The organism is Phenylobacterium composti DSM 19425, assembly GCF_059568645.1.
Genome location: NZ_JCANTT010000018.1, coordinates 80,956 through 93,385, shown reverse-complemented (window position 1 = coordinate 93,385; position 12,430 = coordinate 80,956). Strand labels below are relative to the sequence as shown.

General features: G+C 70.6%; 11 protein-coding genes. 7 read left to right on the top strand and 4 right to left on the bottom strand.

Features of this window, described 5'->3' with window-relative positions:
* Window positions 1–4: 4 nt before the first annotated feature.
* A complete protein-coding gene (locus BO64_RS14180) occupies window positions 5–469 on the bottom strand; it encodes a hypothetical protein (RefSeq protein ID WP_496403959.1) in 465 nt (154 codons plus the stop codon).
* Window positions 470–828: 359 nt separating this feature from the next.
* On the opposite strand from BO64_RS14180, the gene ftsZ reads away from it, so the two are divergent.
* The 6 genes from ftsZ (at window position 829) to ligA (ending at window position 8,820) form a co-directional block, all read left to right on the top strand.
* Window positions 829–2,310, top strand: a complete 1,482-nt coding sequence (ftsZ, locus tag BO64_RS14175; protein WP_496403958.1) for a cell division protein FtsZ — start codon at window positions 829–831, stop codon at window positions 2,308–2,310.
* Window positions 2,311–2,428: 118 nt separating this feature from the next.
* The gene (locus BO64_RS14170; RefSeq protein WP_496403957.1) at window positions 2,429–2,647 is read left to right on the top strand and encodes a hypothetical protein; all 219 of its coding nucleotides are present in this window, start codon (window positions 2,429–2,431) and stop codon (window positions 2,645–2,647) included.
* Window positions 2,648–2,805: 158 nt separating this feature from the next.
* Complete coding sequence (lpxC, locus tag BO64_RS14165) at window positions 2,806–3,687, top strand: UDP-3-O-acyl-N-acetylglucosamine deacetylase (protein WP_496404029.1); 882 nt, start codon at window positions 2,806–2,808, stop codon at window positions 3,685–3,687.
* Between the two features lie 93 nt (window positions 3,688–3,780).
* Window positions 3,781–4,716 (top strand): outer membrane protein assembly factor BamD, encoded by a 936-nt coding sequence (locus tag BO64_RS14160; RefSeq protein WP_496403956.1) that lies wholly within the window; start codon window positions 3,781–3,783, stop codon window positions 4,714–4,716.
* Between the two features lie 42 nt (window positions 4,717–4,758).
* Window positions 4,759–6,456 carry a DNA repair protein RecN gene (gene recN, locus BO64_RS14155; protein ID WP_496403955.1) on the top strand — a complete coding sequence of 566 codons (1,698 nt, stop codon included), beginning with the start codon at window positions 4,759–4,761 and terminating at the stop codon, window positions 6,454–6,456.
* A 33-nt stretch (window positions 6,457–6,489) separates the two neighbouring features.
* Entirely contained in the window at window positions 6,490–8,820 is a 2,331-nt protein-coding gene (gene ligA / locus BO64_RS14150; RefSeq protein WP_496403954.1) for an NAD-dependent DNA ligase LigA, read from the top strand.
* 8 nt (window positions 8,821–8,828) lie between these two features.
* Here ligA and BO64_RS14145 read toward each other — a convergent pair whose 3' ends face one another.
* Window positions 8,829–10,643 (bottom strand): aminopeptidase P family protein, encoded by a 1,815-nt coding sequence (locus tag BO64_RS14145; RefSeq protein ID WP_496403953.1) that lies wholly within the window; start codon window positions 10,641–10,643, stop codon window positions 8,829–8,831.
* An 82-nt stretch (window positions 10,644–10,725) separates the two neighbouring features.
* Here BO64_RS14145 and BO64_RS14140 point away from each other — a divergent pair, with 82 nt between their 5' ends.
* Window positions 10,726–11,067 carry a GIY-YIG nuclease family protein gene (locus BO64_RS14140; RefSeq protein ID WP_496403952.1) on the top strand — a complete coding sequence of 114 codons (342 nt, stop codon included), beginning with the start codon at window positions 10,726–10,728 and terminating at the stop codon, window positions 11,065–11,067.
* A gap of 5 nt (window positions 11,068–11,072) precedes the next feature.
* On the opposite strand, the gene BO64_RS14135 is transcribed toward BO64_RS14140, so the two are convergent.
* Window positions 11,073–11,459, bottom strand: coding sequence for a hypothetical protein (locus tag BO64_RS14135; RefSeq protein ID WP_496403951.1), 387 nt, complete (start codon window positions 11,457–11,459; stop codon window positions 11,073–11,075).
* A gap of 74 nt (window positions 11,460–11,533) precedes the next feature.
* On the bottom strand, window positions 11,534–12,403 hold the full coding sequence (locus tag BO64_RS14130) for a 50S ribosomal protein L11 methyltransferase (protein ID WP_496403950.1): 870 nt from the start codon (window positions 12,401–12,403) through the stop codon (window positions 11,534–11,536).
* Window positions 12,404–12,430: the final 27 nt, after the last annotated feature.

The window sequence follows — 12,430 nt, the reverse complement described above, 5'->3', positions numbered from 1 at the left end:
GGCCTCAGGACGGCGGGGCTTCCCCGCGGACAGCCTTGGCGACGGCTTCTGCGGTCTGGGCGATCAGCCTGGCCCGGGCCTCGGCGCCCGGACCTTCCGCTTCCCTGGTCACTGCGAACTGGCGTAGCGCCGAGCCCGCCGGGGTGGTGATGCTGACCTTGACCGTCATGCTGGCGGCCTTCGCCCGCCGGCCGGCGGGGCGGTATTCGGCGATGGTGAAGACGAGGTTGGCCGCCGGCCCGGCCTGAGGTTCCTTGGCGAACTCGGCGCGCATGGCCTCAGTCAGGGCCGGGACCATGTCGGCGGGAAGCCGGGCGCCCGCATCGGCCCAGCCGCTCACCTTCCGCACATTGATGCTGGCCGAGAAGGGCGGCGACTCCGGCGCCGGCGCCGAGGCGGTGTTCGGCAGGGCGGCGCACGCCGGAAGCAGCGCCGCGGCGGCCATGATCACCACGATGGTCCTGGGCATGTCATTCTCCGAGGCCCCCGCCCCAAAGGGGCGAAACGAGCTTGACCACAACAGGTTCCGGCCAAGGCTCGGCCGGGGGCGCTCGCCCATTTCTGAACGACCCGCTAACTTGGCCTAACCATGTCCTAACGGCCTGCCCGCGGCCCCCGCCCGGGCCGGTCGGAACCACCCGGCGTGAGTCCTTGAGCCAAAAGCGGAAATTTCCCTGTGGCTAAGCTCGCGGGAATCGCGACTCGCGCTATGGGCTTAACGCTCGCTTAAGGATGTCGGTCGCCAACTAAACCCATCCTTAAACAAGGGTGCGTCGGGCGGGCGGGTCGCTTGGCGCTCTGACCGTATTTGGGAAGGACGCAGGGTCCATGGCCATCTCTCTCTCCGCGCCGCGCGCCACGGAACTGAAGCCCCGGATCGTCGTGTTCGGCGTCGGCGGCGCGGGTGGCAACGCCGTCAACAACATGATCGAGGCCGGCCTCGAGGGCGTGGAGTTCGTCGTCGCCAACACCGACGCGCAGCAGCTGCAGTTCGCCAAGACGGATCGCCGGATTCAGCTCGGCGTGCAGGTCACCCAGGGCCTGGGCGCGGGCGCCCATCCTGAAGTCGGCATGAGTGCGGCCGAGGAGAGCATCCCGGAGATCGGCGAGCACCTCGACGGCGCCCACATGGTCTTCATCACCGCCGGCATGGGCGGCGGCACCGGCACCGGCGCGGCCCCGATCATCGCCAAGTGCGCGCGCGAGCGCGGCATCCTGACCGTCGGCGTGGTCACCAAGCCCTTCCACTTTGAGGGCCGTCACCGGATGCGCCTGGCCGAGGCCGGCATCAACGAACTGCAACGCTACGTCGACACCCTGATCGTCATTCCGAACCAGAACCTGTTCCGCGTGGCCAATGAGCGGACGACCTTCGCCGAGGCCTTCGGCATGGCCGACCAGGTTCTGCACTCGGGCGTGCGCTCCATCACCGACCTGATGGTGCTGCCGGGCCTGATCAACCTCGACTTCGCCGACGTCCGCACGGTCATGACCGAGATGGGCAAGGCGATGATGGGCACCGGCGAGGCCACCGGCGACGACCGCGCCCTGATGGCCGCCCAGAACGCCATCCAGAACCCGCTGCTGGACGAGGTCTCGCTGAAGGGCGCCAAGGCGGTGCTGGTGAACGTCACCGGCGGCCTGGACATGACCCTGCTGGAAGTCGACGAGGCGGCCAACGCCATCTCGGAGCAGGTCGACCCCGAGGCCAACATCATCTTCGGCGCCGCCTTCGATCCGACCCTGGAAGGCAAGATCCGCGTGTCGGTGGTGGCCACCGGCATGGACGGCGCCTCGATCGCCTCCATCGAGCCGCGCGTCGAGCGCCGCTCGCTGACGGCTGAGCCGCTGCTCGCCTCCGTCACGCCCAAGGCCGAGGTGGAGCCCGTGATGGCCGCCGCCACGGCCGAGCCGCAGGCGGCCTTCGAGCCGGAAGTCCGTGAGGAAGAGCAACCCGACATCTTCGGCGGCGTCGCTGCGGCCGAGCCGGCGCCGGCCCCGGCGCCGACGGTTCACGCTTTCGAGCCCGCGGCCCCCGCGCCGGCGGAGGAAGAGCCGCTCTTCACCGAGCCGGCCTACGAACCGCGCAAGCCCCGCGGCGGCTTCCTCAGCCTGTTTGGCGGCCGTCCGCGCTACGACGCCCCGCCGGCCGCGCCGCAGCCGCGGATGGACAGCCGCCCGGCCGCCACGGCCGCGCCGGCTCCGGTGCGCGGCGGCGCCCAGCCGCTGGAAGCGCCGCAGGTGATCGACGAGACCGATCCGGCCGAGGACCTGGAAATCCCGTCCTTCCTGCGCCGCCTCGCCAACTGAGGCGTGTCGAGGGCCCGGCCGGCCCTCGAAAAGCCGCCATCGTCACGAAAACGAGAAGGCAGGGGGCCGCAGCCCCCTGCTATTCTTGTTTTTGCGTTCCACCTGACGGGAGGGCGACATGGCCTACACGAAGGTGATCTGGGTTTCGCCGCTGGCGAATGGCTGGACGGTGCGTTGCGCCGAACTTGAGCCGCTGGTGTTCCGTTCGGGCCGCCGGGCGGAAGAACAGGCGAGGGCGCTGGCCCGCTGCCTCTCTGACCTGGGCAGCCCCGCCCAGGTGCGTATCCAGGATCGGTCGATGAACCTGATCGGCGCTCAGGACTTTCCGGCCGCCTGAGGCGGATTTTCGCAGCGCACCCAGAGAAACATAGCGAAACAGCAAGTGTTTTGCTGCGCTGCATCGAAGCGGCCTAAAGCGAACGTTGGGGCTAAAGCTCGGTCCGCCGCGACCGGACTGTCTTGTGTTTGTGGAAGGTCCTGGCTTTGTCCGCACCTGTGTTTCAGCACACCGTCAAGGCGCCGGCGCTGTTCGCCGGCATCGGCGTCCATACGGGCGCCTATACCCGCGTGGCCGTGCGGCCGGCGGCGGCCGACACGGGCGTGGTCTTCGTCCGCACTGATATCACCGACTGCGACAACCGCGTGCCGGTTTCGCCGGAGGCCGTGTGCAAGACCCAGCTGGGCACCGTGATCACCAATGCCGCCGGCGTGACCGTCTCCACCATCGAGCATCTGATGGCCGCGCTGGTGATGTCGGGCATCGACAACGCCGTGGTCGAGCTGGACGGCCCGGAAATGCCGATCATGGACGGCTCGTCCCTGCCGTTCCTGCGCGTCCTGGACCGGGCCGGCCGCCGCCAGCAGCAGGCGCCGCGCCGCTACATCGAGATCATCCAGACTGTGGAAGTGGTCGACGGGGACAAGCGCGCCGCACTGAAGCCGGCCGAGCGGTTCGAGGTCGCCTTCGAAATCCGCTTTGACTCCGCCGCCATCGGAACCCAGACCATCGACATGGCCATGGACGAGCGGGCGTTCCGCGAGGAGCTCGCTGACTGCCGCACCTTCGGTTTCCTGCACGAGGTAGAGGCCCTGCGCGCCATGGGCCTCGCCCGGGGCGGCTCCATGGAGAACGCGGTGGTCGTCGACGGCGGCCGGGTGCTCAACCCCGAGGGCCTGCGTCGGCCCGACGAGTTCGTGCGCCACAAGGCGCTGGACGCCATCGGCGACCTCTATGTCCTGGGCCTGCCCGTGATCGGGCGGTTCGAGGGCGTCCTGGCGGGGCATGGCCTGAACAACGCCCTGGTGCGTGCGCTCGCCGCCCGGCCCGAAGCCTGGCGCGTCCGGACCTTCGCCGAGGACCTCGCCGAGGCGGTCTGAGCTCCGGCGGCTGCACCGCCGTTTGCTCGCCACAGTCGGTAGTGTAGAAGCGACTCTCCGCGTGGGGGCGCGCGCGCTGGTCTTGAGGTGAAGGTGTCTTCGGTTCGCAAGTCTACCCGGGCGGTCGTCATCGTCGCCGCCTGCGCACTGGCTCTGACGGCTTGTGCGGGCAACAAGAAGAAGCCGCGGCTGGTCTATGAAGAACGGCCGGTCGAGCTGCTGTACGCCACGGGGGCAAACCGCCTGGACCGCGGCCTGTGGAACCAGGCGATCAACTATTTCGGGGAAGTGGAGCGGCAGCACCCCTACTCGGAGTGGTCGCGCCGGGCGATCCTGATGCAGGCCTACGCTCACTACCAGTCCAACGACTACGCCGAGGCCATCGGCGACGCCGAGCGCTTCATCCAGCTCTATCCGGGCAATCCGGCGGCGGCCTACGCCCACTACATCAAGGCCATCTGCTACTTCGAACAGATCGTTGATGTGGGCCGCGACCAGGCCGCCACCGGCCAAGCGCTGGAAGCCCTGCGCACCGTCGTCCAGCGCTACCCGAACACCGAGTACGCCCAGGACGCCCGCCTGAAGATCGACATGGTCAACGACCAGCTGGCCGGCAAGGAAATGACCGTTGGCCGCTGGTACCTGCGCAACGGGGACACCCTGGCGGCGGTGAACCGCTTCAAGACCGTGGTCGACCGCTATCAGACGACCACCCACACGCCCGAGGCTCTGTACCGCCTGGTCGAGGCCTATCTGACCCTGGGCCTGGTGGACGAGGCGCGGAAGAATGGCGCCGTGCTCGGCTACAACTATCCGGGCGACATCTGGTACCGCGACGCCTACCGGCTGCTCACCGACCGGGGCCTGCGGCCTGCGGTAGAGCCCGAGAGCGGCGGCGGCAAACGCCTGCTGCGGCTGCCGTTCCGCAAGGACAAGAGCCAGACCATCCGCCCGCCGGTGGCCGAGGCGCCCTCCGCTCAGACCGCCACCGACGCCGCGGCCAATGCGGCGGAACCGAAGGTGAACTAAGGCCTTTCCGGCCGACGTGATTCCGTACGATCCTGCGCCGCGATGCTGATCGGCCTGCAGATCCGTGATGTGGTCCTGATCGAGGCCCTCGACCTGTCGATCGGGCCGGGCCTGACCGCGCTCACGGGCGAAACCGGCGCGGGCAAGTCGATCATTCTCGACGCCCTGGGCCTGGCCACGGGCATGCGCGCCGAGGCCGGCCTCGTGCGCCGCGGTGCGGCCCAGGCGGTGGCCACCGCCGTCTTTGCCCCGGCGCCCGACCATCCCGTGTGGGACCTGCTGGAGGAGAAGGGCCTCGCCTACGCCCGGGACGAGGACCTCGTCCTGCGTCGCTCGCTTTCCGCGGATGGGCGCAGCCGGGCCTTCGTCAACGACCAGTCCACGGGCGTGGGCGTGCTGCGCGAGATCGGGGCGCTGCTGCTCGAGGTGCATGGACAACATGAGACGGTGGGCCTGCTGGACGCCCGCACTCACCGGCCGATGCTGGACGCATTCGGCGGGCTGGAGCCGCTGGCCGCCGAGGTGGCCGCCCGCCACCGGGACTGGCGCGCCGCCCGGGAGCGGGTGGAGGCCTTGCGCGAGGACGTCGCCCGGGCCGCGGCCGAGACCGAGGAACTGACCTTCCGCCTGTCCGAGCTGGACCGTCTCGATCCCAAGGCGGGCGAGGAGGCGGCCCTGGCCGAGGAGCGGGCGCTGCTGGGTTCGGCGGAGAAGGCCCTGGCCGACATTGCCGCCGCCCGGGAGGTGTTCGACGGCCTGTCCGCCAAGGTAGCCTCGGCGGTCCGCGCCCTGGAGCGGGCCCGCGAGCGGGCGGTCGCCGCCGGCGCCGGGGCCGAGAGCGCCGCCGTGGCGCGGGTGACCCAGGCCTCCGAGGCCCTGGACCGGGTGCTGATCGAGGCGGGCGAGGCCGAGGCGGCCATCGACGCCGCCGCCGACGCCTTCGATTTCGAGCCTGACCGCCTGGAGAAGGCGGAGGAGCGGCTGTTCGACCTGCGGGGGCTCGCCCGCAAGCTGAACGTGACCGTGGAGGAGTTGCCGGCCTTGCGCGTGCGCTTCGCCGAGCGGCTGCGGGCGGTGGAGACCTCTGAAGACGCCCTGAAGGCCGCCGAGGCCGAGTTGAAGGCCGCCCGGGACGGCTATATGGACGCCGCGGCCCGGCTGACCGACGGGCGCAAGACCGCCGGCGAGCGCCTGGCCATGTCGGTCATGGCCGAGCTCGCGCCGCTGAAGCTCGAGAAGGCCCGTTTCCGGGTCGCCGTGGAGCCGCTGCCCGAGGACCGGGCGGGGCCTGCGGGCCTGGACCGGGTGGCGTTCGAGGTGGCCACCAATCCGGGCGCGCCGTTCGGCGACCTGGGCGCCATCGCCTCAGGGGGCGAGCTGGCCCGCTTCGCCCTGGCCCTGAAGGCCTCCCTGGCCGGTCGCGCGGCCGGGCCGCAGCCGCTGATGATCTTCGACGAGGTGGACCAGGGCGTGGGCGGGGCGGTCGCCGACGCCGTAGGCCTGCGGCTGAAGAAGCTGGCCGGGAACGCCCAGGTCCTGGTGGTCACCCACAGTCCACAGGTGGCCGCGCGGGCCGAGGCGCACTGGCGGATTTCCAAGGCCGGCGACACCGAACGCATTCGCACGGCGGTGGAGGTTCTCTCGCCCGCCGACCGCGAGGAGGAGATCGCCCGGATGCTGGCCGGCGCCCAAATCACCGACGCCGCCCGCGCCGCCGCCCGGGCATTGATCGGGGCCTGACGCGGCCGGCGGCCCGGGTTAGACCTTCCCCGGATGAAGCCGCCCGAGTCCCTGACCGAAGCCGAAGCTGTCGAGGAGCTGACCCGGCTCGCCGACGAGATCGCCCGGCACGACATCGCCTACTACCGCAACGACGATCCGCTGATCTCGGACGCGGACTATGACGCCCTGAAGCGTCGCAACGCCGATATCGAGGCGCGATTCCCGCATCTGGTGCGCGAGAACTCGCCGTCGCTGAAGGTAGGGACGGCGCGGTCCGAGAAGTTCAAGGCCGTCGAGCACGGCGTGCCGATGCTGAGCCTGGACAACGCCTTCGATGACGACGAGGCGGTGGAGTTCGACGCGCGCATCCGCCGGTTCCTGCGCCTCTCGCCGGAGGAGACGGTGGGCTACACGGCCGAGCCGAAGATCGACGGCCTGTCGTGCTCGATCCTCTATCGTGACGGCGAACTGGTCCGAGCCGCCACCCGCGGCGACGGGCGGGTGGGCGAGGACGTCACCGCCAATGTCCGCACCATCGCCGAGATCCCCCACCGGCTGGCCGGAGAGGGCTGGCCCAAGGAGATCGAGGTCAGAGGGGAGGTCTATCTCGGCCACGAGGAGTTCGCGGCCCTGAACGCGGCCGCCGCCGAGGCCGGCCAGAAGACCTACGCCAACCCGCGCAACGCCGCCGCCGGCTCGCTGCGCCAGATCGACCCCAAGATCACCGCCGCCCGCCCGCTGCGCTTCTTCGCCTACGCCTGGGGCGCGCACTCCGAGCCCTTCGCGGAGACCCAGTGGGAAGCGCTGCAGAAGCTGAAGGCCTGGGGCTTCCAGACCACGCCGGAGAGCTGCCGGGTGGAGAACGCCGCGGGCCTGCTGGCCGCCTACGCCAGGATGGAGCAGGTGCGACCGCACCTCGGCTATGACATCGACGGCGTGGTCTACAAGGTCGACCGGCTGGACTGGCAGCAGCGGCTAGGCTTCGTCTCGCGCGCGCCGCGCTGGGGCATCGCCCGCAAGTTCCCGGCCCAGCAGGCTCGCACGATCCTGGAGGCCATCGACATCCAGGTGGGACGGACGGGCGCGATCACGCCGGTGGCCCGGCTGCATCCCGTCACCGTGGGCGGGGTGGTGGTGGTCAATGCGACCCTGCACAACGCAGACGAGATCGCCCGCAAGGACATCCGGGTCGGCGACACCGTGGTGCTGCAGCGGGCGGGGGACGTGATCCCGCAGATCGTCAGCGTGGTGCTGGAGGAACGGCCCGCGGACTCCCAGCCCTTCGAATTCCCGACCCACTGCCCGTGCCCCCTGCACACCGAACTGGTGCGCGAGACCACCGCCTCGGGCGCCGAGACCGTGGTGCGTCGCTGCTCGGGCGAGTTCGCCTGCCCGTTCCAGCGCCTGGCGCATCTGCGCCATTTCGTCAGCCGCCGGGCCTTCGACATCGAGGGCCTGGGCGAAAAGCAGTTGACCCAGTTCTCGGAGCTCGGCTGGCTGAACTCTCCGGCCGACATCTTCCGCCTGAAGACCCGGCGCGAGGAGATGCTGGCCCTCGACCGCTTCGGCGAAACCAGCGTCGGCAACCTGCTGGCCAGCATCGAGGAGCGGCGGAGGATCGAGCTCGACCGGTTCATCTACGGCCTGGGCATCCGGCACATCGGCGAGACCACCTCCACGGCCCTGGCGCGCCACTTCGAGACCGTGGAACGTTTCGTGGAGACCTCGAAACTCGCGTCGGAACAGATGGCGGGGCCGACCTACGCGGAGCTGTCCGACCTGGAAGGCCTAGGGCCCACCGCTGTGGCGGCGGTGCTCGACTTCGCCCGCAGCGGCCAGGGCGTGCTGGCGCCGCCGGATATGTCGCTGGACGGCCGGCTGAGACTGGCGATCCCCAGGCTCAACGCCCGGGCGCGGGCGGCCCTGGCGGACCGCTACGGCGACTGGGGGAGCTTCGAGGCGGCGGCGCGGCAGGCGGCGGCGGAAACGCCCGGCGAGGCCTTCCTGGAGGTCGCCTCGGTGGACGCCGTGGGCGTGGTGGCCGCCCGGATGATCGCCGAGTTCTTCGGCGAGGATCACAACCGCGCTCTGGTGGACGACCTGCTCAGCGAGCTGACGGTGATCCCGGCCGAACGCCCGAAGACCGATACTGCGATCGCCGGCAAGACAGTGGTGTTCACCGGCAGCCTGGAACGCATGACCCGCGACGAGGCCAAGGCCCAGGCCGAGCGCCTGGGCGCCAAGGTCTCGGGTTCGGTGTCGAAGAAGACCGACCTCGTGGTCGCTGGCCCCGGCGCCGGCTCCAAGCTGCGCGACGCCGAGAAGCACGGGGTGAAGGTCATCACCGAAGAGGAATGGCTGGCCCTGGTGGGCGATAGCTAGACGGCGCTTCAGATCGGCGCCGTCGCCTCTTCGAGCCAGGCGCGGACTTCGTCCTCCAGCAGCGGCCCGACCGTTTCGCGCACCCGGGCGTGGTAGGCGTCGAGCTGGGCGCGCTCGGCAGGGGTCAGCATATCGGCCACGATCAGGCGGCGGTCGATGGGCGCCAGGGTCAAGGCCTCGAAGCCATGCATGGACCGCTCGCCGCCCGGGACCGGCTTCGCCTCGGTGACGAACTGCAGGTTCTCAATGCGGATGCCGTATTCGCCTTCCTTGTAGTAGCCGGGCTCGTTGGAGACGATCATGCCGGGCCGAAGGGCCACGGTGTTCGGCGCCTTGGCGATGCGGTGCGGCCCCTCGTGGACGCCGAGGTAGCTGCCGACCCCATGGCCGGTGCCGTGGTCGTAGTCGAGGCCGGCCTGCCACAGGGGGGCGCGGGCCAGGGCGTCGAGCTGGCTGCCCGTGGTGCCCGGCGGGAATTTCACATTGGCCAGGGCGAGGTGGCCCTTGAGCACCAGGGTGAAGCGCTCGCGCATTTCCTGACTGGGCTCGCCGATGGCGACGGTGCGGGTGACGTCGGTGGTGCCGTCCAGGTACTGGGCGCCGGAATCAACCAGCAGCAGCGAACCCTTCTCGGTCCGCTTGTTGAGCCGGGCGGTGGGCCGGTAGTGGACGATGGCGCCGTTGGAAGCCGCGCCGGCGATGGTGTCGAAAGAAAGGTCCTTGAGGGCCCCGGTGGCTTCGCGGAAGGCCTCGAGCCGGGTCACCACCTCGATCTCGTCAGGCAGGGTCTCCTGGGCCTCGGTGGCCAGCCAGTGGAGGAAGCGGGCCAGGGCCGCGCCGTCGCGGGCGTGCGCCCGGCGGCTGCCCTCGATTTCGACGGCGTTCTTGCAGGCGCGGGGCAGGGCGCAGGGGTCCTCGGCGCGGACCACCTCGGCGCCGGCCGCCTGCAGGGTGTCGAAGTACCAGGCGGAAGACTGGGCGGGATCGACCAGCACCTTGCGTCCCTTCAGCTCGGCGAGCGCCTGGGGCAGGTCTTCGGGCGTCTCCAGGCGAACCTGATTGCCGAGCCAGGCCGGAAGTTCGGGCGTGACCTTGGCGGGGTCGAGGAACAGGCGGGCGCTGCCGTCCTTGTTGAGGATGGCTTGGCCCAGGGGCAGGGGCGTGCGGATGACATCGCCCCCGCGGACGTTGAACAGCCAGGCGATGGAGGATGGGGCGGTCAGCACCGCTGCATCGGCGCCCTTGCCGGCCACGAGCTCGCCGATGCGGGCGCGTTTGGAGGCCGAATTCTCGCCGGAATATTCGGCGGGATGCGGCACGACCGGGGCCGTGGGCTGGGCGGGCCGGGCTGCGCCCCAGGCGGCGTCCACCGGGTTGGTTTCGACGGGCGTGAGTTCAGCGCCGGCGCTGGCGGCGGCGGCCTTCAGCCAATGGAGCGCGTCCGGACTGTGCAGGCGCGGATCGTAGCCGATCTTCTGGCCCCTGGAGGCCGAGGTTTCGAGATAGGCGGGGACGCCTCCGTCCACCAGGTCGCGGATCTCGAACACGGCCTGGTCCACCTGGTCGCGGACCTGGAGGGTATAACGGCCGTCGACGAAGATCGCCGCCTTATCCTTGAAGATCACCGCCGCCCCGGCCGAGCCGGTAAAGCCCGAGGTCCAGGCCAGCCGGTCATTCGCCGCGGGCAGATATTCGTTCTGGTGCTCGTCCTCGTGCGGGACGAGGAAGCCGTCGAGCCCCTGGGCCTCCATGGCCTTGCGGATGAGTGGGACGTGCTCGCGGCCGAAGCTGGGGTCGGTGGTCTCGTCGAAGGTCTGGCGCATGGTCCGGATGTAAGCCCTTCCACAGGCCGCGGCAAAGGGCGGGCAAATTGACCCGGGCGATGGCGCGGCGTACCTCCGTTCCATGAGCAAGACCGATCGCCGCCAGATCGTGCGGGACTACAAGGAAAAGCCCGTCGCCGCCGGCGTCTTCGCCATCCGGTGCGCCCCCGCACAAGGCGTGTGGGTCGGCGTGTCACGCAACATCGAAGCCCAGGCCAACGGCATGCGCTTCCAATTGCGCATGGGGAGCCATCCCAATCGCGCGGTCCAGGCTGCGCTGCGGGCGCACGGGGCTGAGGCCTTCACCTACGAGGAGCTCGAGCGGATCGAGGACCCCGACCTGACGCCGGTCGGGCTCGCTGACGAACTCAAGCGGCGCGAGCGCCACTGGATCGAGGCGCTCGACGCCCAGCCGTTGGCCTAGCGGGATTAAGGCGATGGGACGGCGTCGGAGGCGTCCCTAGCCGCATCCCCGGCGGTCGCGGCCATTTCCTCAGTCTGATCGGCGGCGGCCTGGGCCGCGGTTTCGGTTGCCGCTGCCGCGCCTGCGGCGGCGTCCTGAGCGGCCTGGGCCGCCGTGGCGGCCGCCTGTTGGGCGGACTCGCTGGCGGCCGCCATGGCGGCCTCGCTGCGGCCCTGTTCGCGGGCGACCTGCAGGTCCTGGGCCGAGCGATTGTTATAGAGGAACACCACCGCGACGATGGCGACGATGCCCGCCAGGGCCGCCACCCACCAGCCGGCCGCGCTCCCACGGCGGACCTCGACGGTGCGCGTGGGCTCTTGGGTCACGGTGGTGCGTTCGTACTCTTCCGACATGCCGGGCTCCTTCTGCGGCGGCGAGCGTCGCCGTCGAGCCGGGAACGTGAGGCCATCGGAGCAGGTTCCGGCGGTCAGCCGCCGCGGCGCAGCACCAGGGTCGCCCAGGCGTCGCGGTGCAGGCGGCGATGCAGCCGGAAGCCCTTGGACATATAGGCCGCCAGAACGCGCCGTTCCTGGGTGCGCAGCAGGCCCGAAAGGATGGCGAAGCCGCCCGGCTTCAGGGCCGTCCTGATGTCCTGCGACAGGGCCACGAGCGGCGGCGCCAGGATGTTGGCGAACACGAGGTCGTAGGGGCGATCCTTGCGCACCTCGGGGTGGTTGAGGCCAGAGGCGTGGACGAACCGGGCCTGAGCCCGGTTGAGGGCGGCGTTCTCGTTGGCGATGCGGACGGACGGGCCGTCGATGTCGGTGCCCACGGCCACCCGCGAGCCGGTGCGGGCGGCGGCGATGGCGAGGACGCCGGTGCCGCAGCCGACATCCAGCACGCGCTCAAAGCGCCGGGACTTGAGAAGGTCGTGGAAGGCCTGGAGGCAGCCGACGGTGGTGCCATGGTGGCCGGTGCCGAAGGCCGCGCCGGCCTCGATCCGCAGATTGACCGTGCTGGCGGGGGCGAGGCCCCTGTCGTGGGCGCCATAGACGAAGAAGCGACCTGCGCGGACCGGCGGGAGGCCCGACAGCGCCATGGCCAGCCAGTCGGCGTCCGCCAGCTTCTCGACGACGGTGCGCAGCTTGCCGAACCGCGCCAGGACGGCCGTCAGGGCGTCCCGCTCCTCGTCCGTGGTCGGGAAGGCGTCGATGCGCCAGACGTCGTGGTCCTCGTCCTCCTCGAGGATCGAATAGGTGAGGGCTTCGGTGGCGGGCTCAGCCTCAAGGGCTGCGGCTGCGGCCTCGGCCTCAAGGCGCGGCCCGCGGGCGATGATCTGGACGGCCTCGTCGCTCATGGGCGTGAGGCTCTAACGGGGCTTGGC